This is a genomic window from Kitasatospora sp. NPDC096128, from assembly GCF_040303105.1.
In the GTDB taxonomy this organism is placed as follows: domain Bacteria; phylum Actinomycetota; class Actinomycetes; order Streptomycetales; family Streptomycetaceae; genus Kitasatospora.
Genome location: NZ_JBEOSP010000003.1, coordinates 232058 through 254257, shown reverse-complemented (window position 1 = coordinate 254257; position 22200 = coordinate 232058). Strand labels below are relative to the sequence as shown.

Annotated in this window: 16 protein-coding genes; 10 read left to right on the top strand and 6 right to left on the bottom strand. The window is 70.8% G+C overall.

Annotated features, from left to right (window positions below):
• The first annotated feature begins 85 nt into the window (after positions 1 to 85).
• From rplA to ABTY61_RS05545, 9 genes are all read left to right on the top strand, one after another.
• On the top strand, positions 86 to 808 hold the full coding sequence (gene rplA, locus ABTY61_RS05585) for a 50S ribosomal protein L1 (RefSeq protein ID WP_350503611.1): 723 nt from the start codon (positions 86 to 88) through the stop codon (positions 806 to 808).
• Between the two features lie 242 nt (positions 809 to 1050).
• Positions 1051 to 1833, top strand: a complete 783-nt coding sequence (locus ABTY61_RS05580; RefSeq protein WP_350503610.1) for a hypothetical protein — start codon at positions 1051 to 1053, stop codon at positions 1831 to 1833.
• A gap of 104 nt (positions 1834 to 1937) precedes the next feature.
• The gene (locus ABTY61_RS05575) at positions 1938 to 2780 is read left to right on the top strand and encodes an SCO4651 family lipoprotein (protein WP_350503609.1); all 843 of its coding nucleotides are present in this window, start codon (positions 1938 to 1940) and stop codon (positions 2778 to 2780) included.
• A gap of 89 nt (positions 2781 to 2869) precedes the next feature.
• On the top strand, positions 2870 to 3790 hold the full coding sequence (locus tag ABTY61_RS05570; protein WP_350503608.1) for an SCO4651 family lipoprotein: 921 nt from the start codon (positions 2870 to 2872) through the stop codon (positions 3788 to 3790).
• A 61-nt stretch (positions 3791 to 3851) separates the two neighbouring features.
• On the top strand, positions 3852 to 4730 hold the full coding sequence (locus ABTY61_RS05565) for an SCO4651 family lipoprotein (RefSeq protein ID WP_350503607.1): 879 nt from the start codon (positions 3852 to 3854) through the stop codon (positions 4728 to 4730).
• A 369-nt stretch (positions 4731 to 5099) separates the two neighbouring features.
• Positions 5100 to 5663: a 50S ribosomal protein L10 gene (gene rplJ, locus ABTY61_RS05560; RefSeq protein WP_350503606.1), complete on the top strand. Its 564-nt coding sequence runs from the start codon at positions 5100 to 5102 to the stop codon at positions 5661 to 5663.
• Between the two features lie 90 nt (positions 5664 to 5753).
• Positions 5754 to 6134, top strand: a complete 381-nt coding sequence (gene rplL / locus ABTY61_RS05555) for a 50S ribosomal protein L7/L12 (protein WP_350503605.1) — start codon at positions 5754 to 5756, stop codon at positions 6132 to 6134.
• A gap of 684 nt (positions 6135 to 6818) precedes the next feature.
• A complete protein-coding gene (gene rpoB, locus ABTY61_RS05550) occupies positions 6819 to 10295 on the top strand; it encodes a DNA-directed RNA polymerase subunit beta (RefSeq protein ID WP_350503604.1) in 3477 nt (1158 codons plus the stop codon).
• A gap of 113 nt (positions 10296 to 10408) precedes the next feature.
• Complete coding sequence (locus ABTY61_RS05545) at positions 10409 to 14302, top strand: DNA-directed RNA polymerase subunit beta' (protein WP_350503603.1); 3894 nt, start codon at positions 10409 to 10411, stop codon at positions 14300 to 14302.
• 77 nt (positions 14303 to 14379) lie between these two features.
• Here ABTY61_RS05545 and ABTY61_RS05540 read toward each other — a convergent pair whose 3' ends face one another.
• The 6 genes from ABTY61_RS05540 to ABTY61_RS05515 form a co-directional block, all read right to left on the bottom strand.
• Positions 14380 to 15696, bottom strand: coding sequence for a M48 family metalloprotease (locus ABTY61_RS05540; protein WP_350503602.1), 1317 nt, complete (start codon positions 15694 to 15696; stop codon positions 14380 to 14382).
• Positions 15697 to 15814: 118 nt separating this feature from the next.
• A complete protein-coding gene (locus tag ABTY61_RS05535; protein ID WP_350503601.1) occupies positions 15815 to 16345 on the bottom strand; it encodes a Pycsar system effector family protein in 531 nt (176 codons plus the stop codon).
• Between the two features lie 17 nt (positions 16346 to 16362).
• Positions 16363 to 17313 (bottom strand): hypothetical protein, encoded by a 951-nt coding sequence (locus ABTY61_RS05530; protein ID WP_350503600.1) that lies wholly within the window; start codon positions 17311 to 17313, stop codon positions 16363 to 16365.
• Positions 17314 to 17355: 42 nt separating this feature from the next.
• Complete coding sequence (locus ABTY61_RS05525; RefSeq protein ID WP_350503599.1) at positions 17356 to 19545, bottom strand: hypothetical protein; 2190 nt, start codon at positions 19543 to 19545, stop codon at positions 17356 to 17358.
• Positions 19542 to 20345: a hypothetical protein gene (locus ABTY61_RS05520; protein ID WP_350503598.1), complete on the bottom strand. Its 804-nt coding sequence runs from the start codon at positions 20343 to 20345 to the stop codon at positions 19542 to 19544. Before ABTY61_RS05520 ends, ABTY61_RS05525 begins: the two co-directional genes overlap by 4 nt.
• Positions 20346 to 20456: 111 nt before the next feature.
• On the bottom strand, positions 20457 to 21176 hold the full coding sequence (locus tag ABTY61_RS05515) for a Crp/Fnr family transcriptional regulator (RefSeq protein WP_350503597.1): 720 nt from the start codon (positions 21174 to 21176) through the stop codon (positions 20457 to 20459).
• Between the two features lie 241 nt (positions 21177 to 21417).
• On the opposite strand from ABTY61_RS05515, the gene ABTY61_RS05510 reads away from it, so the two are divergent.
• A complete protein-coding gene (locus ABTY61_RS05510) occupies positions 21418 to 22092 on the top strand; it encodes a DUF4097 family beta strand repeat-containing protein (protein ID WP_350503596.1) in 675 nt (224 codons plus the stop codon).
• The last annotated feature ends 108 nt before the right edge of the window (positions 22093 to 22200 follow it).

The window sequence follows — 22200 nt, the reverse complement described above, 5'->3', positions numbered from 1 at the left end:
GGGCAAACCGGCTCAGCCGTCCCTGTGGTAGGGCCTGCGCAGGCCCGTCGAATACCACAACTCCAATCACCATTCAGGAGCAGCAGTGAAGCGCAGCAAGGCTCTGAAGGCCGCGGACGCCAAGGTCGACCGCGAGCGCCTTTACGCCCCCCTCGAGGCCGTCCGCCTCGCCAAGGCGACCAGCACCACCAAGTTCGACGGCACCGTCGAGGTCGCCATGCGTCTGGGCGTCGACCCGCGCAAGGCCGACCAGATGGTCCGCAGCACCGTGATCCTCCCGCACGGCACCGGTAAGACCGCTCGGGTCCTGGTCTTCGCGACCGGCGAGCGTGCCGAGGCCGCGCGTGCTGCGGGTGCCGACATCGTCGGTTCCGACGAGCTCATCGACGAGGTTGCCAAGGGCCGCCTCGACTTCGACGCCGTCGTCGCCACCCCGGACCTCATGGGCAAGGTCGGCCGCCTGGGCCGCGTGCTCGGTCCCCGTGGTCTGATGCCGAACCCGAAGACCGGCACCGTGACCCCGGACACGGCCAAGGCCGTGAACGAGATCAAGGGCGGCAAGATCGAGTTCCGCGTCGACAAGCACTCGAACCTGCACTTCATCATCGGTAAGGCCTCCTTCACCGACGAGCAGCTGGTCGAGAACTACGCCGCCGCGCTGGACGAGGTGCTCCGCGCCAAGCCGTCCGCCGCCAAGGGCCGCTACATCAAGAAGACCGCGTTCTCGACCACCATGGGCCCCGGCATCCTGGTGGACCCGAACCGCACCCGCAACCTCCTCGTCGAGGAGGACCCGGCCGCGGTCTGAGCCCCAGTGCTCTAGAGCAGTCCGTACGACGGGCCCGCACCCCCTTCACCGGGGGTGCGGGCCCGTCGTCGTTCTGCGCTGCGGCCCGGTGGCGCGGCAGTGGTCCCGGTGGTGCGGGCCGGCGGTGCGGGCGCGGAAACGGTTGCGGGATCGGGACACGGGTGAATGGGAACGGTTGACCGAGTCGTCGTACGCTCTGCCGGTCAGATCATGTGGAGAACCTGTGACCGCAGGAGTGTGCCGTGCCGCCCGCCCTTCGCCCCGCCACGCTCGCGGCTGCCCTGCTGCTGCTCGGTGCCACCACCGCTTGCAGCGTGCTGGCCGCCCCCGGCACCCGCGTCCCCGGTGAGCCGGCGCCGATCCCGCCCAAGCAGGTGGTGCTCGCGGCCGCCCAGGCCCTGGACGACACCGGCGGCGCCCGGATCGACCTGGTGCGGGAGGGCCCGGACGGCCGCCGCACCGCGGGCGGCACCCTGGTCTGGGGCGACCGGGACGAGGCCGCGCTGACCGTCACCGACGAACTGGGCGCCGGGCAGCTGACCCTCCGGGACGGCGCGCTCGACCTCGCCTACCAGAGCGGCGCGGCCAAGCACGCCGAGCGGGCCACCGCGGAGTCGATCGACCCGGCGGCCGGGGCCGGCCCCGGCGGCTACGCGGGCGGCTGGATGACGGCCCTGGTCACCAATCCGGGCAGCCGGGCGTACGCGATCGCCCAGACCGACCGGCTCGGCTCGCTCGGCGCCGAGCAGCTCGCCGGGACGACCGTCGCGCACTACCAGGGCTCCGCCCCGGTGGCCGACTACTTCGGCGCGTACCGGGAGTTGGACCCGCAGCAGCTCGCCGCGGTGGTCGGCTGGTACCGGCAGCGCGGCGTCGCCGACATCGGGTTCGACGTCTGGGTCGGGCCCGGCCGACGGCTGATGAAGCTGCGTGAGACGGCGCGGGGGAGTGCCGGAACCACGGTGACCACGACGGATGTCTCAGCCTCCGGACCGGGGGACACGACGCCCGCCGCGGCCGGGTGACGGGAGGGGATATCCGGTGCGGGCAGGCCCTGGCGATCCGTTAGAGTCCCGGCTGAGAAGAAGCTGAGGATCGGCTCTTCCGAAGAACTTACGGGGGTACCTCCATGCGCGCTGTCCGTCTCGCCGCCACCGTGGCGACCACCGCCCTCCTGCTGGTCGGCGCCACCGCCTGCGGCAGCAAGGGCGGCAGTGACAGCAAGGCGGCCGGTGACAGCAAGGGCGCCGCCGACTCGGTCGCGGCCGGGCTGTCCGCTGACCCGAAGGCCGCCCTGGCCGCCTCCGCCCTGGTGATGCAGAAGGCCGGCAGCGGCAAGGTCGCCATGACCTCCCCGGACCCCTCCAGCCCGGGCGGCAGCGGCACCGCCGACTGGAAGGACCCGGGCAAGGTCGCCGTGGACGTGTCCAGCGACATGGGCGGCAAGAAGCTCAAGATCCGGGTGATCGGGGCCGACGCCTACGTCGGCGGCGACGACGCCACGGCCGCGACCCTGCAGGGGAAGCACTGGGTCAAGGTGCCCGCCTCGGAGGAGATGGGCGGCGCCTTCGTGGTGATGGGTCAGATGGTGAACCCGGTCGCCCAGCTCACCATCGCGGCCGCGAGCGGCAAGCTCAGCAAGGTCGGCGAGGAGAGCGTGGACGGCGTCCAGACCACCCACCTGCGGGCCGTCGAGGAGACCGCCACCCTGGTGGCCGGCATGACCTCGCTCACCGCGGAGCAGCGCCAGTCCGTCCAGAAGACCCTGGAGGAGGACGGCAAGACCCTCACCATCGACTTCTGGCTGAACGGCAAGCAGGAGCTGGTCAAGTACCAGGAGTTCGGCGACACCAACGGCGAGTCCAAGGCCGTCACCGTCAAGTACTCCGACCTCGGCAGCGCCACCAAGGTCGAGGCGCCCGCCGCCGGCGACCTCGGCTCCCAGGCCGATCTGCTCAAGCTGTTCGGCTGATCCACCCGCACCAGCCGCACCACCCGCACCGACCACCGGCTACCGCCCCGGGCGCCCGCGCGCCCGGGGGTTCTCAAGGGGGGAACACCATGGCTGGAACTCAGAAGGCCGCCGTCGCCGTCGTCCTCGCCGCTCTGGCGCTGACCGCGACCGCCTGCAACAACAACGACTCCGACGGCAAGAACGCCGCCCCGGCCGCGCCGACCACCGCTGCCGCCGCGACGACCGCCGCCACCCAGGCCGCCCCGCCGGCCAAGGTGAGCCCGGCCGTCTTCCTGGAGCAGGTCACCAAGAAGACCGGCGCGGCCAAGTCGGCCAAGATCACCGAGGAGATCACGGTCGGCCAGGTCACCATGAAGGGCCAGGGGGCGATGGGCTGGTCCGACGGCCTGGAGGCCGACCTGACCATGGACCTGACGGGCTCTCCGATGGCCAAGGTCCTGGAGCCGCTGACCGGTGGGCCGAAGGTGCACTACCTGTACACGCCGGACGCGATGTACATGGGTCTGGGCGGCGAGATGGTCCAGAGCGGGGGCGGCCCGCACTGGTTGCGCTACTCCAAGGAAGAGCTGGCCAAGATGTCCGGGGGCTCGACCGACCAGCTCCAGAGCGCGGATCCGGTCCAGGGCGTCCGGACGTTGATCGCCGGCGGCCAGGTCACCGAGGTCGGCCCGGAGACGGTGAACGGCAAGGCCGCCACCCACTACTCCGGCGAGATCGCCGCAGCCGACCTGATCAAGGCGAGCGGCCGGGGCGTGACCCAGGAGCAGGCCGACCGGATCAAGCAGAACCTGGACAAGGCCGGGGTCACCAGCGAGCAGGTCGACGTCTGGGTCGACGCCGACCAGCTGGTGGTCAAGCGGACGGAGCACGCCGACACCAAGGCCGGACCGATGAACGTCTCCGTGAGCTACTCGGACTACGGCACGCCGGTGATCGCGTCCACCCCGGTGGACTTCCTCACCCTCGCCGACCTGGCGAAGCTCGCCCCGGGCGGCGCCGGCAGCTGACCCGGCGTCCCGCCGGACCAGGTCCGGGTGGCAAGGTGGCCGGGTGAGAGAGGAACGGACGATGGCGGGACGGCAGCGGCTGGCGGCAGTGGCCGTCGTCGCCCTGCTCGCGAGCGGGCTGACCGGCTGCGGCGGGGGCGGGGACGCGCCCGCCGCGCCGTCGGCCGGCTCCAGCGCGAGCAGCGCCTCCGCCTCGGCCGCCACCCCGACCGGGCCGGCCAAGCCGACCGACCGGTCCCCGCACGGGGTGCTGCTCTCCGCCCAGCTGGCCATGCAGACCGCCCGCCGGGCCAAGGTCAGCTACCGGCTGGGCGCGGACGCCGGCTCCGGTCCGGTGTTCTGGGCGCCCAAGACGGCGGTGCAGCTCAAGCGCTCCACCCCGGGCGACGCCGAGCAGCTGATCGTCGTGGACACCGTCGGCTACCAGGGCGGTGACGCCGCCACCGCGGCCAAGCACGGCGGCAAGCACTGGGAGCGCTTCTCCGTCCCGCCCGACCCGGACGGGCACAAGGAGGTCCCGTACGCGGGGCTGATCGACCTGCTGAACCCGGTCGAGGCGCTGGCCGCGGCCACCGCCGACGGGGCGGAGCCGGCCTTCGTCGGCGAGGAGAAGCTCGAGGACTCCACCGTCGAGCACTACCGGGTGACCACCACCGCCGAGAAGTACGCGGCCGCCCAGACCCAGCTGACCCAGGCCCGCCGGGACGGCCTGCGGGCCGCGCTGGCCCCCGGCGGCTCGCTCTCGCTCACCCTGGACCTCTGGCTGAACGACAAGGACCAGCTGGTCCGGCTGCAGCGCACCGGCAACGGGGACAGCGGCCGGGCGGACGACTCGGTGCTCTACTCCGACCTGGCCGGCCCGCTGCTGTCGGCCCAGGCCCCGGCCGAGACGGACACCGTGGACACCGGCGTGCGGACGGTCTCCCCGCTCGTCCGCTGAGCCCTTCCGGGCCCCTCGGGCCCGTTCCGGTTCACCCGTCCGAGGGCGATTTGCGTCGTCCGGACGAGTCCGGTTACTGTTACCGAAGCCAAAGACCGCTGGTTGTCGCCGCGCCCCCGTCAGGGAGTTCGGTGGCCGAAGGATCTGCGATTCGTCGCAGGCAGCCCGCGCAGGTGTGTCTGGAGCTTCGACTTCCGGGTCCGCGTTCGCGTGAATGCCCGTTGAGGTCGTTTCGAGCCCCGTGCCCCTGCGCACCGGGGCTCATTGCATTTCTGCAAGGGCTTTCCTTCCGTCCGGTCGGTTCGAGGCGTGAATGGTCGACTTTCGCGGTCGGCCGGACTTCTACATCACGGAAGGAGGCGTAAGCCTATGGCCAGGCCCGACAAGGCTGCCGCCGTCGCCGAGATCACGGACAAGTTCCGTGGCTCCTCCGCGGCGCTGCTGACCGAGTACCGCGGTCTCTCGGTGAAGCAGGTCAAGACCCTGCGTCGCTCGCTCGGCGACAACGCCGAGTACGCCGTGGTGAAGAACACGCTGACCAAGATCGCGGCCAACGAGGCCGGGATCTCCGAGCTCGACGACCTGTTCAACGGTCCGACGGCTGTTGCCTTCGTCACCGGTGACCCGGTGGAGTCGGCGAAGGCTCTGCGTGACTTCGCCAAGGAGAACCCCGCTCTCATCATCAAGGGCGGTGTCCTTGATGGTAAGGCGCTGTCCGCCGATGAGATCAAGAAGCTCGCGGACCTCGAGTCCCGCGAGGTGCTGCTCGCCAAGCTGGCGGGTGCCCTGAAGGCCAAGCAGTCCCAGGCTGCCGCGCTCTTCCAGGCCCTGCCGTCGAAGCTCGTCCGCACTGTGGACGCGCTGCGCGACAAGGTCGAGCAGGGCGGTGCCGGTACGCCGGCTCCCGCCGCCGAGGACGCGGCCGCCGAGTAATTCGGCAGGCTCACGCCTCGCTGCGGGCCCGTACGCCCGCCATCCCGTACATCCGGCACCACCTGCCGATTTAGTGGAAGGACGCCAATCATGGCGAAGCTGTCCCAGGACGAGCTGCTCGCGCAGTTCGAGGAGCTCACCCTCATCGAGCTCGCCGCCTTCGTGAAGGCCTTCGAGGAGAAGTTCGACGTCACCGCCGCCGCCCCGGTCGCCGTTGCCGCCGCCGGTGGCCCGGCTGCCGTTGAGGCCGTCGAGGAGCAGGACGAGTTCGACGTCATCCTCGATGGCGCCGGTGACAAGAAGATCCAGGTCATCAAGGAGGTGCGCACCCTGACCTCCCTCGGCCTGAAGGAGGCCAAGGACCTCGTTGACACCGCTGGTGCCAAGGTCCTGGAGAAGGTTGCCAAGGACGTTGCCGAGAAGGCCAAGGCTGCCCTCGAGGCCGCCGGCGCCAAGGTCACCGTCAAGTGACTTCTCGCCCCCTCTGAGGGGGCCTGAGACCGGGCCGATCACCCTTGCGGGTGGTCGGCCCGGTCTTTTGCGTTTCCGGCCCCGCCCCGCCCCGCCAGCCGTCCGGGGCGGGGCGGCCACCGGTGTGGCCGATCGCGCACTCGGTACTGTCGGCGCCGAGGAGTATGGTGATCACCGTCATCGACGGTGGCCCCGACCACGGCTTCTGTAACGCCGGAGGGGTTCGGGCCGATGAACAGGTCGAGGTCCGCCCCGCCGGCGGGCCCTTGACGAACCTGGCGAGGCGCGCGATTCTCAAGGCGCGAGTCCGCCCGGTTGGTTGGCTGCTGGATGCATAACCAGCGGCTCGGGCGGGAAATGACTCCACGTGAGTTAGAGCAGTACCCGGTGGGCGCCCGCGCCCCCGGCTACCGGGAGGAGTCTCCGATTCGGTTTCCGAATCAGAGCTGGACAGCAGTGTGGCCTTTGGCTACACTGTCCCTTTGCGCTGCCTGTTAGCTGCTCCGTGACTCGTCGCCCGGAGTTTGCGTTGCCCTGATGGGGTCTGGCATCGCCTCCGCAAAGCGGCTCTGACCTGGGGTTTCGACCCCGGCGGAGGCCAGTGGCGCGGAGGCGGGACCTAGCCCGACCAGGCCCGGCTGGTACGCGCGTAGTGAGCTCCGAGCCCTCGGAAGGACCCCCCTCTTGGCCGCGCCGCGCAACGCCTCGAACAATTCCGCCGCATCCACCGCCCCGCTCCGCGTCTCGTTCGCGAAGATCAAGGAGCCCCTCGAGGTCCCGAACCTCCTGGCCCTGCAGACCGAGAGCTTTGACTGGCTGCTCGGCAACGCGGCCTGGAAGTCCCGGGTCGAGCAGGCGCTGGAGTCTGGTCAGGATGTCCCCACCAAGTCCGGTCTGGAGGAGATCTTCGAGGAGATCTCGCCGATCGAGGACTTCAGCGGGTCGATGTCCCTGACCTTCCGCGACCACCGTTTCGAGCCGCCGAAGAACTCCATTGACGAGTGCAAGGACCGCGACTTCACGTACGCGGCCCCGCTCTTCGTCACGGCCGAGTTCACCAACAACGAGACCGGTGAGATCAAGTCTCAGACGGTCTTCATGGGCGACTTCCCGCTCATGACCCACAAGGGCACGTTCGTGATCAACGGCACCGAGCGTGTCGTCGTGTCGCAGCTCGTCCGCTCGCCGGGCGTGTACTTCGACTCCACCCTGGACAAGGTGTCCGACAAGGACATCTACTCCTGCAAGGTCATCCCCTCGCGTGGTGCCTGGCTCGAGATGGAGATCGACAAGCGCGACATGGTCGGCGTCCGCATCGACCGCAAGCGCAAGCAGTCCGTCACCGTGCTGCTGAAGGCTCTCGGCTGGACCAACGAGATGATTCTCGAGGAGTTCGGCGAGTACGAGTCGATGCGCAACACCCTGGAGAAGGACCACACCCAGGGCCAGGACGACGCGCTGCTGGACATCTACCGCAAGCTGCGCCCGGGCGAGCCGCCGACGCGCGAGGCCGCGCAGACGCTTCTGGAGAACCTGTACTTCAACCCGAAGCGCTACGACCTGGCCAAGGTCGGCCGGTACAAGCTCAACCGGAAGCTGGGCAACGCCGAGTCGCTGGACTCCGGCGTGCTCACCGAGCCCGACATCATCGGTGCGATCAAGTACCTGGTGAAGCTGCACGCCGGTGAGACCGAGTGGCGTGACGAGACCGGCCGCGACATCGTGGTCGAGGTCGACGACATCGACCACTTCGGCAACCGCCGCCTGCGCAACGTCGGCGAGCTCATCCAGAACCAGGTCCGTACGGGTCTCGCCCGTATGGAGCGCGTCGTGCGCGAGCGCATGACCACCCAGGACGTCGAGGCGATCACGCCGCAGACCCTGATCAACATCCGGCCGGTCGTCGCCTCCATCAAGGAGTTCTTCGGCACCAGCCAGCTGTCGCAGTTCATGGACCAGACGAACCCGCTGTCGGGCCTGACCCACAAGCGTCGTCTGTCCGCCCTCGGTCCCGGTGGTCTCTCCCGTGAGCGCGCCGGCTTCGAGGTCCGTGACGTGCACCCCTCGCACTACGGCCGCATGTGTCCGATCGAGACCCCCGAAGGCCCGAACATCGGTCTGATCGGGTCGCTGGCCTCGTACGGCCGGGTCAACGCCTTCGGCTTCATCGAGACCCCGTACCGCAAGGTCGTCGACGGTGTCGTCACCGAGAAGGTGGACTACCTCACCGCCGACGAGGAGGACCGCTACGTCATCGCCCAGGCGAACGCCCCGCTGACCGCGGACCTGCACTTCGCCGAGCCGCGTGTCCTGGTCCGCCGCCGTGGTGGCGAGATCGACTACATCCCGGGCTCCGAGATCGACTACATGGACGTCTCGCCGCGCCAGATGGTGTCGGTCGCGACCGCCATGATCCCGTTCCTCGAGCACGACGACGCCAACCGCGCGCTCATGGGCTCGAACATGATGCGCCAGGCGGTGCCGCTGCTGAAGAGCGAGGCCCCGCTGGTCGGCACCGGCATGGAGTACCGCTGCGCCGTCGACGCGGCCGACGTCATCACCGCCGAGAAGTCCGGCGTGGTGCAGGAGGTCTCGGCCGACTACGTCACCGTGGCGAACGACGACGGCACGTACACCACGTACCGTGCCGCCAAGTTCACCCGCTCCAACCAGGGCACCGCCTTCAACCAGAAGGTGCTCGTGGACGAGGGCGCCCGGGTCGAGGTCAACCAGGTGCTGGCCGACGGCCCGTGCACCGACGAGGGCGAGATGGCCCTCGGCAAGAACCTGCTCGTGGCGTTCATGTCGTGGGAGGGTCACAACTACGAGGACGCGATCATCCTGTCGCAGCGCCTCGTGCAGGACGACGTCCTCTCCTCGATCCACATCGAGGAGCACGAGGTCGACGCCCGTGACACCAAGCTCGGCCCCGAGGAGATCACCCGGGACATCCCGAACGTCTCCGAGGAGGTCCTCGCGGACCTGGACGAGCGCGGGATCATCCGGATCGGCGCCGACGTCGTCACCGGTGACATCCTCGTCGGCAAGGTCACCCCGAAGGGTGAGACCGAGCTGACCCCCGAGGAGCGCCTGCTCCGCGCGATCTTCGGCGAGAAGGCCCGTGAGGTCCGCGACACCTCGCTGAAGGTCCCGCACGGTGAGTCCGGCAAGGTCATCGGCGTGCGCGTGTTCGACCGCGAGGAGGGCGACGAGCTCCCCCCGGGTGTCAACCAGCTGGTCCGTGTCTACGTGGCCCAGAAGCGCAAGATCACCAACGGTGACAAGCTCGCCGGCCGCCACGGCAACAAGGGTGTCATCTCCAAGATCCTCCCGGTCGAGGACATGCCCTTCCTCGAGGACGGCACCCCGGTCGACATCATCCTCAACCCGCTGGGTGTCCCGTCCCGAATGAACCCGGGACAGGTCCTGGAGATCCACCTCGGGTGGCTCGCCAAGCAGGGTTGGGACGTCTCCGGTCTCGCCGACGAGTGGGCCCAGCGCCTCCAGGCGATCGGCGCCGACCAGGTCGCCGGTGGCACCAACCTCGCCACCCCGGTCTTCGACGGCGCCCGCGAGGACGAGATCACCGGTCTGCTGGACAACACCACCCTCACCCGTGACGGTGAGCGCCTGGTGAACTCCACGGGCAAGGCCCGCCTGTTCGACGGCCGCTCCGGCGAGCCGTTCCCGATGCCGGTCTCGGTCGGCTACATGTACATCCTCAAGCTGCACCACCTGGTCGACGACAAGCTGCACGCCCGTTCGACCGGTCCGTACTCGATGATCACCCAGCAGCCGCTCGGTGGTAAGGCGCAGTTCGGTGGTCAGCGCTTCGGTGAGATGGAGGTGTGGGCCCTCGAGGCGTACGGCGCCGCGTACGCCCTGCAGGAGCTGCTCACCATCAAGTCCGACGACGTGCTCGGCCGCGTGAAGGTCTACGAGGCCATCGTCAAGGGCGAGAACATCCCCGAGCCCGGCATTCCCGAGTCCTTCAAGGTTCTCATCAAGGAAATGCAGTCGCTCTGCCTCAACGTGGAGGTGCTGTCCTCGGACGGCCAGTCCATCGAGATGCGGGACTCCGACGAGGACGTCTTCCGCGCCGCCGAAGAGCTCGGCATCGACCTGTCCCGGCGCGAGCCGAGCAGCGTCGAAGAGGTCTGACGGAGGTCGGGCCGGCTGCCCGGGCTTGAACGAAGCCCAGCAGCCGGCCCGCCCCCAGGCCCCCCTCAGACCACAGACAAACTCTCGAATCACGAAAGAGGGCTTGACGACCAGTGCTTGACGTCAACTTCTTCGACGAGCTCCGCATCGGCCTGGCCACCGCCGACGACATCCGCCAGTGGTCGCACGGCGAGGTCAAGAAGCCGGAGACCATCAACTACCGCACCCTGAAGCCCGAAAAGGACGGACTCTTCTGCGAGAAGATCTTCGGTCCGACCCGGGACTGGGAGTGCTACTGCGGCAAGTACAAGCGCGTCCGCTTCAAGGGCATCATCTGTGAGCGCTGCGGCGTCGAGGTGACCCGCGCCAAGGTGCGCCGTGAGCGGATGGGCCACATCGAGCTGGCCGCCCCGGTCACCCACATCTGGTACTTCAAGGGTGTGCCGTCCCGCCTCGGCTACCTGCTCGACCTGGCGCCGAAGGACCTCGAGAAGGTCATCTACTTCGCCGCCTACATGATCACCTGGGTCGACGACGAGCGCCGCCAGCGCGACCTGCCGTCCCTGGAGGCGCACGTCTCGGTCGAGCGCCAGCAGATCGAGAACCGCCGCGACTCCGACCTCGAAGGCCGTGCCAAGAAGGCCGAGTCCGACCTGGCCGAGCTGGAGGCCGAGGGCGCCAAGGCCGACGTGCGCCGCAAGGTGCGCGAGGGTGCCGAGCGCGAGATGAAGCAGCTGCGCGACCGCGCGCAGCGCGAGCTCGACCGCCTCGACGAGGTGTGGGCCCGCTTCAAGAACCTCAAGGTCCAGGACCTCGAGGGCGACGAGCTGCTCTACCGCGAGCTGCGCGACCGCTTCGGCACCTACTTCTCCGGCTCGATGGGCGCCGCGGCCCTCAAGGACCGCCTGGAGACCTTCGACCTGGCGGAGGAGGCCGAGCGCCTCCGCGAGATCATCCGTACCGGCAAGGGCCAGAAGAAGACCCGTGCGCTCAAGCGCCTCAAGGTCGTCTCCGCGTTCCTGCAGACCAGCAACAAGCCCAACGGCATGGTGCTCGACTGCGTCCCGGTCATCCCGCCGGACCTGCGTCCGATGGTGCAGCTGGACGGTGGCCGCTTCGCGACCTCCGACCTGAACGACCTGTACCGCCGTGTGATCAACCGCAACAACCGCCTGAAGCGCCTGCTCGACCTCGGTGCCCCCGAGATCATCGTGAACAACGAGAAGCGCATGCTCCAGGAGGCCGTCGACGCGCTGTTCGACAACGGCCGCCGCGGCCGTCCGGTCACCGGCCCGGGCAACCGCCCGCTGAAGTCCCTCAGCGACATGCTGAAGGGCAAGCAGGGTCGTTTCCGCCAGAACCTGCTCGGCAAGCGAGTCGACTACTCGGCCCGTTCGGTCATCGTCGTCGGCCCGCAGCTCAAGCTGCACCAGTGCGGTCTGCCGAAGGCCATGGCGCTGGAGCTCTTCAAGCCGTTCGTGATGAAGCGCCTGGTCGACCTGAACCACGCGCAGAACATCAAGTCGGCCAAGCGCATGGTCGAGCGGGCCCGCCCGGTCGTGTGGGACGTGCTCGAAGAGGTCATCGCCGAGCACCCCGTCCTGCTGAACCGTGCGCCCACCCTGCACCGCCTCGGCATCCAGGCCTTCGAGCCGCAGCTGGTCGAGGGCAAGGCCATCCAGATCCACCCGCTCGTCTGCACCGCGTTCAACGCGGACTTCGACGGTGACCAGATGGCCGTCCACCTGCCGCTCTCCGCGGAGGCGCAGGCCGAGGCCCGCATCCTGATGCTGTCCTCGAACAACATCCTGAAGCCGGCCGACGGTCGCCCCGTCACCATGCCGACCCAGGACATGGTGCTCGGTCTGTTCTTCCTGACCTCGGACCGCGACAACGTGAAGGGCGCCGGCCGCACCTTCTCGTCGACCGCCGAGGCGATCATGGCCTTCGACGCCCGCGAGCTGGACGTCCAGGCCCCGATCGAGCTGCGCCTCGGCGCCGGCACCGTCCCGCCCCGCGGCTGGACCCCGCCGGTGGACGAGGAGGGCCAGTCGACCTGGTTCGACGGCGAGCCCTTCCGCCTCAGCACCACCCTGGGCCGCGCGCTCTTCAACGAGCTGCTGCCCGAGGACTACCCGTTCGTCGACTACGAGGTGGGCAAGAAGCAGCTCTCCGCGATCGTCAACGACCTGGCGGAGCGCTACCCCAAGGTCGTCGTCGCGGCGACCCTGGACAACCTGAAGGCGGCCGGCTTCCACTGGTCGACCCGCTCGGGTGTCACCGTGTCGATCTCCGACGTCGTCGTCCCGCCGAACAAGCCCCAGATCCTCGAGGGCTACGAGGCGAAGGCGGAGAAGGTCCAGCGTCAGTACGAGCGCGGCCTGATCACCAACGACGAGCGCAAGCAGGAGCTCATCGGCATCTGGACCCAGGCGACCAACGAGGTCGCCGAGGCCATGAACGAGAACTTCCCGAAGACGAACCCCATCTTCATGATGGTCGACTCGGGTGCTCGTGGAAACATGATGCAGATGCGTCAGATCGCCGGTATGCGCGGTCTGGTGTCGAACGCCAAGAACGAGACCATCCCGCGACCCATCAAGGCGTCGTTCCGTGAGGGTCTCACCGTGCTGGAGTACTTCATCTCCACCCACGGTGCCCGTAAGGGTCTGGCCGACACCGCCCTCCGTACCGCCGACTCCGGCTACCTCACCCGTCGTCTGGTCGACGTCTCCCAGGACGTCATCATTCGCGAGGAGGACTGCGGCACCGAGCGCGGCCTGAAGCTGTCGATCGGCTCCGTGGGCGCCGACGGCGTGCTGCGCAAGGCCGACGACGTCGAGACCAGCGTCTACGCCCGCATGCTCGCCGAGGACATCACCGTCGACGGCAAGCTGCTCGCCACCGCCAACACCGACCTCGGTGACGTGCTGATGGACGAGCTGATCCGCCACGGCGTGTCCGAGGTCAAGGTCCGCTCGATCCTGACCTGTGAGTCGGCCGTCGGCACCTGTGCCTTCTGCTACGGCCGTTCGCTGGCCACCGGCAAGCTGGTCGACATCGGTGAGGCGGTCGGCATCATCGCCGCCCAGTCCATCGGTGAGCCCGGCACCCAGCTGACCATGCGTACCTTCCACACCGGTGGTGTGGCCGGTGACGACATCACCCAGGGTCTGCCGCGTGTCGTCGAGCTCTTCGAGGCCCGCACCCCCAAGGGTGTGGCCCCGATCTCCGAGGCCACCGGCCGCGCGCGGATCGAGGACACCGAGAAGACCCGCAAGATCGTCATCACGCCGGACGACGGCACCGACGAGATCGCCTACCCGGTCTCGAAGCGTGTCAAGCTGCTGGTCAGCGAGGGCGAGGCGGTCGAGGTCGGCCAGAAGCTGACCATGGGTGCCACCAACCCGCACGACGTCCTGCGCATCATGGGCCAGCGCGCCGTCCAGATCCACCTGGTCGCCGAAGTCCAGAAGGTCTACAACTCGCAGGGCGTGTCGATCCACGACAAGCACATCGAGATCATCATCCGGCAGATGCTCCGCCGCGTGACGATCATCGAGTCGGGCGACGCCGAGCTGCTCCCGGGCGAGCTCGTCGAGCGCGGCCGGTTCGAGACCGAGAACCGTCGCGTGGTCTCCGAGGGCGGTCACCCCGCCTCCGGCCGTCCGCAGCTGATGGGTATCACCAAGGCCTCGCTGGCCACCGAGTCCTGGCTGTCGGCCGCCTCCTTCCAGGAGACGACCCGGGTCCTCACCGACGCGGCGATCCACGCCAAGTCGGACCCGCTGCTGGGCCTCAAGGAGAACGTCATCCTCGGTAAGCTCATCCCGGCCGGTACGGGTCTGCCCCGCTACCGCAACATCCGGGTCGAGCCGACCGAGGAGGCCAAGGCCGCCATGTACTCGGCCGTCGGCTACGACGACTACGACCTGTCGCCCTTCGGCGCCGGCTCCGGCCAGGCGGTCCCGCTGGACGACTACGACTACGGCCCGTACACCGGCTGAGTCCCGCGTCACTGATCGCAGGGCGGTCACCCCTCACGGGGTGGCCGCCCTGCGGCGTTTCCGGCTGCTGCCCGGTGCTACCCGGCTGCGGTGGCCGCGGCCGCGCGCCAGTCCTCCAGCCGGCGGATCCGGGTGTGGGTGTCCGGGTGGCTGGACAGCAGCCGCTGGCCGAGGCCCGGGCGGACGGCGCGGCCCCCGTTCTCCCGGGCGGCGATCGCCAGGGCCTGCTCCTCGTCCCGCAGGAAGCCGTGGAAGACCTCGATCATGGCGTCGGCGAAACCGAGCTCGGCGGCCTGGACGTCCGCCCGCAGCTCGGAGCGGCGGCCGACCGCGGCGAGCAGGTACGGCGTGACCAGGACCAGGAGGAGCGGCGGGAACGAGAGGGCCACGGCCACCACCAGGACCACCGCGACCACCCCGACCACGAGGGCGCCGAGCAGCGAGAAGATCGAGGCGATCTGGAACGCGATCACGGCGGCGAAGCGGAAGACCACCCAGGCGATCCGGGCCGGCATCGAGTACCAGTAGCCGAGCAGGGTCGCCCAGGCGTGGCCGCCGCGGTGGTGACCGAGCTCATGGGCGAGCACGGCGGCCAGCTGGGCGTCGGGGAGGGTCTCCAGCGCGTACCGGGTGACGCCGACGATGTGTCCGGCGGCCGCGGTGGCGTTGACGGCCTTGTGGTCCTCGATCCACAGGTCGTACGTCTCCGGGTTCACCCCCGCCTTGGCGGTCACCTGGTGCCAGATCGGCTCCAGGCGGGTCAGCTCGGAGTGCAGGGCCGGCCGCATCCGGAACAGGTAGCGGGCGAGGACCTTCTCGGTCGGGCGGTGGAAGACCAGCGCGCCGGAGGCGATCCAGACGCCGATCAGCACCAGGTCGAGGGGCTCGGGGAGGAGCAGCGAGACCAGCGTGACGACCAGCAGGCTGCACAGGAAGTGCGGGAGCTGCAGCACCAGTTGGCCGACCGCGGTGGCGTCCGCGCCGCGCTGGCGGGCGGCCAGGTGGACCCGGCCGGTGTGCGGGTCGATGTCGACAGTGGGGTCGAGGACCGGCGGCCGGGGCGGGGCGGGCGGCGGGGCGAAGCCCTGGGCGGGGATGCGCGGGGCGTGGGGGAGGCGGGTCGGCGGCTGGGGGTGGGCCGGGTGCTGGGGCGGGGTCGCCGGCGGAGGCGGCGGAGGGGTCGGGGGCGCGTACTGGGGCGGGACGGCGGTGGGGTGCTGGGGGGCCGGCGCGGTGGGGTACTGAGGGGGCGGCGGCGGGGTGGTCGGGTACTGCGGAGCGGCCTGCGGGTACTGCGGCGGGACGGTCGGGTACTCGGGCGGGGCGCCGGGGTACTGGGGCGGGGCGCCGGGGTACTGCGGTGGCGGGGCGTCCGGGTAGGTCGGTTCGGTCATGGCGGGGTCCTCGGGGACAGGACGCGCGCAATGCGGCGTCCGTACGGTGATGGGCGGTGCATGACAGTGCTGGACGGAGTCGGGTGGTGCCGGGCAGGAAGGGGTGGGGCTGCGCCGGTCAGCCCAGGAACAGGGCGGTGACCAGCGGGAACAGTCCGGCGCCGAAGGCGAGGATGCCGACCCGGACCCAGGAGTGCTTCCGCGAGACGATCAGGCTGTTCTCCGCGAGCGCCGCGCGGACCGCCTCGACGGCCAACCGCTCGGTGTCGGCCAGGGCGTCGGCCAGCAGCCCCTGCTCGGCGGCCAGTCGGATGTCCCCGAAGTAGCCGAGCGGGCGGCCCGGGCGCCAGGTGCTGCGCCCGAAGCGGGGCAGCACCGCGAACAGCAGCGAGACCAGGGCGACGGCGATGCCCAGGCCGCCGAGGGCCAGCAACACCTCGGCCGCGCCGGAGAGTTGCTGCGGTGCCCAGCCGGTGCTGGTGAGCAGGCCGCCGAGCACCCCGACGATGACGCCGAGGGCGGCGACCAGGACGGCGGCCTTGCTGTCCGCGCGGGCGATCTCGGTGCGCAGCTCGGCGAGCAGGGCGGTACCGGGCGGAGGCGCCAGCAGGGTAGTGGTGGGTGGGGCGGTGGTGACGGGGGCGGACACGGTGGGGCTCCTCGGGTTCACTGCGGCAGCGGAGGGTTCGGGCCCTTGTCGAGCCGGGGCGCGCCCGGGCCGGCGGGCCGGTGGCGCAGGATCGCTTCGAGCGCGGCCTTCGCGTCCTGGCGCGGGCCCTCCAACTCGAAGTCCTCCAGGGCGTTCTGGTCGAGCAGCCGCTGGACCACCTGGAGCTGGCCCTGGACCAGCTCCTGCTGCTCGTCCTTCAAGTACGTGAGAGCGTTCTTCAGGTCCTCGGGGTGAGCGGCCACCTGGAGGGCCCAGGCGGTCACCCCGCCCTGCTCCAGGTAGTACTGGTAGAACTTCGCCTTCGCGGAGAGGATCTCGTTGGACTCCTGGACCTGCCGGAGCGCGTGCGGGTGGGCCTGGGTGTCGAAGTGGTAGCCGCGCAGCCGCTCCTTCTGCTCGCGGGCGGCCTGGTCGATGTCCAACTGGACGGCGCAGCGCACCCGCAGGCCCTCGGCCTCGGCGACGGGGTACTCGTCCAGCGCCTCCTGGACGGCGGATTCCGCCTCGCCGCTCTGGTCGGTGCTGAGGTGGCGGGTGACCGCCCGCATCCGCTGCCGGATCCGCGGCACCAGGAGCGCCGGGACGTCGCGGATCCGGCTCGCCACCACCAGCTCCGCGGCCGACACCTGCCAGTCGATCTCCACCACGGCCTCGAAGGCGCCGACGTCGTCCCGGCCGGGCAGCCGCTCCTCGGCCCGCAGGTGGTGCAGGCCGAGGTCGACCTCGTACGCGGCCTGGTAGCCGCGGCCCACCAGGTCGCTGAACCCCGGGCGGTGCGGGGGGAGGTAGACCTGGTGGTCACCGGCCGGGGTGGTCAGGACCAGGGCGGAGTCGGCCCGGGCGGTCGGCCGCTTGGGCAGGCCGAGCGCGCGGCCCAAGGGGTGGACCGTCAGGACCGGGTCGATGAGGTCCCCGGCGGGGAGGTCGGGGCGGTGTCGTGCCGACATGCGCGGGTGCTCCAGGATCGGGACGGGTCGGATGGTGCTGGGTCAGCCGCCGGGCAGCACCGGGGTCGCCGGGCCGCCGGTGGGCCCCCGCCGCACGGTGCGGGCGAGGTGGTCGAGGCGCTGGCGGTCGCGCTCGGTGACGGCCAGGTCGTCGAACAGCTCGGTGAGCCGGGCGGTGGTCTCAGGCTGATCGGCGGCGCCGATCAGCCAGCCGCGCAGCACGCCCAAGGCGGCGTCGCGGTAGTGCGGGTCCTCCAGGGCCGTGCGCCACAGGATGACCAGCAGCGAGCGGACCGGCGCGGGCTCCTCTGGCGCCGGCAACACCGTCACGCTGAGTACGCCCCCCGGCTCGGGGCGCGGGCTCCGGGCGTACCAGTCGAGCAGCAGCGGCCGGCCCACGGCGGTGTCCTCGGTGCGCTGTGCGGCGGTCAGGAAGGTGGCCAGGGCCAGCTGCCGCAGGGCGGCCGGGCCGGAGAGCCAGCGGACCAGGGCGCGCAGGGTCGGCTCGGCCTCGGCGGAGAGCAGCATCAGTTCGGCCGCTTCGAGCAGGCCGAGCGCCTGGTGGCGGTCGGGCTGCTCCGACGGCTGTGAGCCGGGCTGGAACTTGGCGGCGAGCTGGTCGAGTTCGCCGGCGGTCAGTCGCTCGGCGGCCAGCGCGAAGGCCTCCAGGGCCTGGGCGGGCAGCAGCGGGCCGAGCAGGGCGTAGCAGCGGATGGCCGTCCAGCGGCGGCGGGCGCTGTCGTCACCGGCCCAGCTGCGCAGGATGCGCGGGACGGCGGCGGTGCCCGCGTGGTAGGCGAGGGCGAGGCTGTTGGCGGCCTGGAGGCAGAGCCGGAAGTCCTTGGCGCCGGACCAGGGGCCGAGCAGTCCGCTCATGGTGGCCGAGAGGTCGACGGAGGCCAGCAGGGCGGTGGTGGAGGCCACCCGGGTGCGGACCAGGGCGCGGGAGTCGGTGGCCAGCGCGTTCAGCCAGCCGGTGATCGCGGGGCGGGCGGAGGGGTGGCTCGTCCACACCTCGCGCAGCAGGGTGGGGGAGGTGCGGGGGTCCAGGAAGGAGGCCATCCGCTGGGGGACCGGGCCCCAGGGGGTCTGCTCGGTCTCCTCGGTGAGCTCGGCGCGGGCGAGGACCATGCGGTCCTCGACGGAGCTGCCGAACGGCGGGATGCCGTCCGGGCGGCCGGGGGTGCGGATGGTCTCCAGGCGGCGGAAAAGCTTGTCGGAGCACTCGGCGGCGAGGGTGTAGGGGGCGTGGTCGAAGACGGCCAGGGAGATCAGGAAGGCCTTGTCCTGGAGGGGGAGTTCGGGGTCGCCGAACCAGCGGCCGACCTTTTCCTGGACAGCGCCTTGACCGAAGTCGGCGAGATCGGAGGGCCTGCCGGTGATGGGAGAGTAAGCGGCCAACCTGACGGCGAATTCGGCAATCTCCCGGATCGGCGGGTACTTGGCCAGGAACTCCTCGACGGGTTCCAGGGTGAGCAGTGGCTTGACGCGGACGTCGTCCCGCAACGCCCGCAGATGGGCGCGGAGTACGAGCTCCGGGTCGGGCGGTAGCCAACCGACCGTGGGGAGGTCGCGGATCGAGTTGGAGTGGGTGGTGGTGATGACCAGGTAGCCGTCCCGCTTGGTGAGTGTCTCGCGCAGGCGGTCGAGGTCGGAACGGAGCAGTGGGCGGGTGCGGGAGGCCGTGTAGTCGGCGAGGACGTATCCCTCGGCGCGTTCGACACCGTTGAGCAGGGCAGTGGGAGTGACATCAGGGTCCAGGTTTCGAATCTGGTCGATGCCCAGCTGTTGCAGCAGCATCAGTGCGGCGGAGCGCCGGCCGCTGTCCGCCCGGCCGGTGAGGATCAGGACCCGATGCTCGCGCAGTTGGCGGAGAGCCTGGTCGAAGGCCGGCCCAGGTCGGAAGACCTCGGCCAAGGCGATGAGTTCATCGATCGGGACCAAGCCGGAGGCGTGCAGCGGAGCCGCGCCGACCTGGTAGATCGTGGTCTTGTGGCCGGTGACGACGTCGCCGTGGACCTGGCCGCCGGAGACGGTGTGCTGGTCGCCGCCGATGAGGTCGCCGCCGAAGCGGGGGTTGCCGCCCGCGAAGAGGTAGTTGCGGCCGGCGAAGGAGTCCGGGACGTGCTCCAGCAGTTCCTGGACGGCCTCCATGGCGTTCTGGGGCTCCTCGGGCGGGTCTTCCTGGAGGCCGTCCTCCTGGTCCGCGGCCTCCGCCTCGGCGGCGGTCATCGGTCGCCGCCGACGGTGTTGCCGGTGTTGACGTCGCCGTGGACCTGTCCGCCGGAGACGACGTGCTGGTTGCCGCCGATCAGGTTGCCGCCGAAGGTCGGGGTGCCGCCGAGGAACTGGAAGGTGGCGGGAGCTCCCTGGGGTTCGGGGGCGCCCTGGGGGACGGCATTGGCGGCCGGTGCCGGGGCGGCGGGCGGGATGTCGATCGGGGTGCCGGGGGCGGGTTCGCCGTGGAGCCAGGCCGGGAAGGCGCCCTCCTTGCCCTGGACGGTGACCCGGTGGAAGGCCTCCGGTGCCAGGCCGCCGTGGCCGTGCCGGACGATGCCCTGGTAGAGCGCGTCGGACACGGCGAGGACGCAGGGCCCGTCCCGGTGCCGGAGGGCCTCCCGGAGCGGGGTCGAGTCGAGCAGCCGGAAGGCCTGGTTGAGGTCCCAGCCGACGGCGCCGCCGAGTGCTCCGCCGAGCTCCTGGACGGCGACCTCGCCGGAGGCGAGCACGATCCGCAGCCGTACCCGGGCGCCGGCGGCGGCGAGGCGGTTGTTGGCGTGCAGCAGGGTGGGGGTCTCGTTGATCAGCGCGTGCAGCAGCCGGGACTTGGGGACGGTGGCGCTGATCAGGGCCATCACCGAGTCGCCACGGTCCTCCAGGCGCTGGTCGGCGGGTTCGACCCCGGCGCTGCGCAGCGTCTCGTGCAGGACGGAGTAGAGCATGCGGCGCATGAAGGCCTGCTCGACGTCGTCCCGTCGGCCGAACTGTTCGATGTCGAGCAGCAGGATGGTGTGGTTCACCGGGTCGGTCATGGTCGCCTTTCGGTTCGTCGTCGGGCCCCAGCCTGCCCGTTGCGGGCAGGTCGGCGTGAGCGCCGTTGAGGTACTCGCTCTGTGACGGTGTGCACAGAACTTCTGTGCGGGTCAGCGGAGTTGGCCGGGCCTCCGGAGCAGGTCGGGGCGTGCGATGACCAGTGAGCGGCGGCTGGTGACGACGATGCCGCGGTCCCGCAGGGACTTGAGCAGGCGGGCGACGGCCTCCCGGGAGGCGCCGACCGAACCGGCGAGTTCCTGTTGGCTGAGCGGGACGGAGACGACGATGCCCTCGGCGGTGCGGCGGCCGTGGGTCCGGGCGAGTTCCAGCAGGAGGTCGGCGAGGCGTTCGCTGACGCTGAGCGAGGCGGACTTCAGCCGATGGTGGTCGGCGGCGCGCAGCCGGTCGGTGGAGAGCGCCAGCAGCTGCATCGAGGCGGCGGGGGTGCTCCGGAGGTAGGCGGTGAAGGCGGCGCGGTCGACGGCGGTGGCCGAGACCTGCTCCAGGGCGGTGACGGTGGCGGCCCGGGGCCGGCCGCTGAGGGCGGCGGACTCGCCGACGATGTCGCCGGGCCCGCGCAGGGCGAGCAGTGCCTCGTACCCGTTCTCGGCGAGGGCGGTCACTTTGAGCCAGCCGTGCAGGACGAGCAGGACGTGGTCGGAGGGTTCGCCCTCGCGCAGCGCGGTGGAGCGGGCGGGGTAGTCGAGCCGGTGGCCGAGGGCGAGCAGCGCGGTGCGGTCGGCGTGGTCGAGCCGGGCCAGGAAGGGCACCCGGTCGTCGAGGCCGTGACCGGTCGCGGGACCTGGTCCGCCGGGCGGCGTGTTGGCCATGCCTGATCAGCCCTCGTCGGTTTCGCCTTGGCGCGGTCTGGCCCGGGAACGCCGAGCGCGGGCAAACAAGCTACTCGCGCTGCGGCTCCCGCGCCGGTGAATCGGCGAATTACCCGGGCTTGCCCGGTCTCCCCCGTGCGGGGGAGGGGCGGGAACCGCTCCGGGGAGGGAGGTGGAGCGGGGGGTGGTCGCGGGAGGGTTCTCGGTGTCGGGATGACGGGGCTTGCGAAGGGGGCCGGACATGAAGCGGGTGCTGGGCGCGGTGGCGATCACGGCGGCGGTGGTGCTGGGGATGCAGGGATGCCTGCCGTTCCTGGAGTCGGACGAGCGCCGGACGGTGACGTACGGGGTGGCCGAGTCGGTCAAGGAGCTGGTGGTCGAGGGGGAGAACGGCGGGGTCGTGGTGACCGGCACCGGGGACGCGGTGCACGTCGTCGAGAAGCAGAGCTACCGGGGCTCCGCGCCGAAGACCACCCACGAGGTGAAGGACGGCGTGCTGCGGCTGGGGTACTCGTGCGACTCCTGCGGGGTGGGGTACGAGGTGCAGGTGCCGGCCGGCACCAAGGTGCGGATCAAGGAGGAGAACGGCGGGGTGCGGCTGGCCGGGCTGGCCGCGGAGGTGGACGCCGCGGTGGAGAACGGCGGGGTCGAGGCCACCGGGCTGGCCACCCCGACGGCGCACCTGAGCGCGACCAATGGCGGGGTGCGGGCCGACTTCGCGGTGGCGCCGGCGGCGCTGGAGGCCAGGGTCGGCAACGGCGGGGTGCGGCTGCGGGTGCCCGCCGGGGAGGCGTACGCGGTGGACGCGCAGGCCGGGAACGGCGGGTCGGACGTGAGCGTCCCCTCGCAGCCGGGTGCGGCGCACCGCATCACGGCGCGGGCGGAGACCGGCGGTGTGACGGTCAGCGGTGTCTGAGCGGGCGCTGTCCGGGCGGGCGGGGGCCGACCTGGCGGGGGCCGACCTGGTGCGGTCCGACCGGGCGGTGCCGGAGGTTCTGCCGGTAGGGCATGATCTTCTCCGCGG

Coding starts and splice junctions, on each gene's coding strand:
- ABTY61_RS05575 (WP_350503609.1), top strand. CDS start 1,938: ATGCGCGCTGTCCGTCTCGCCGCCACCGTGGCGACCACCGCCCTCCTG.
- ABTY61_RS05570 (WP_350503608.1), top strand. CDS start 2,870: ATGGCTGGAACTCAGAAGGCCGCCGTCGCCGTCGTCCTCGCCGCTCTG.
- ABTY61_RS05565 (WP_350503607.1), top strand. CDS start 3,852: ATGGCGGGACGGCAGCGGCTGGCGGCAGTGGCCGTCGTCGCCCTGCTC.
- rplJ (WP_350503606.1), top strand. CDS start 5,100: ATGGCCAGGCCCGACAAGGCTGCCGCCGTCGCCGAGATCACGGACAAG.
- rplL (WP_350503605.1), top strand. CDS start 5,754: ATGGCGAAGCTGTCCCAGGACGAGCTGCTCGCGCAGTTCGAGGAGCTC.
- ABTY61_RS05540 (WP_350503602.1), bottom strand. CDS start 15,696: ATGACCGAACCGACCTACCCGGACGCCCCGCCACCGCAGTACCCCGGC.
- ABTY61_RS05530 (WP_350503600.1), bottom strand. CDS start 17,313: ATGTCGGCACGACACCGCCCCGACCTCCCCGCCGGGGACCTCATCGAC.
- ABTY61_RS05525 (WP_350503599.1), bottom strand. CDS start 19,545: ATGACCGCCGCCGAGGCGGAGGCCGCGGACCAGGAGGACGGCCTCCAG.
- ABTY61_RS05520 (WP_350503598.1), bottom strand. CDS start 20,345: ATGACCGACCCGGTGAACCACACCATCCTGCTGCTCGACATCGAACAG.
- ABTY61_RS05515 (WP_350503597.1), bottom strand. CDS start 21,176: ATGGCCAACACGCCGCCCGGCGGACCAGGTCCCGCGACCGGTCACGGC.
- ABTY61_RS05510 (WP_350503596.1), top strand. CDS start 21,418: ATGAAGCGGGTGCTGGGCGCGGTGGCGATCACGGCGGCGGTGGTGCTG.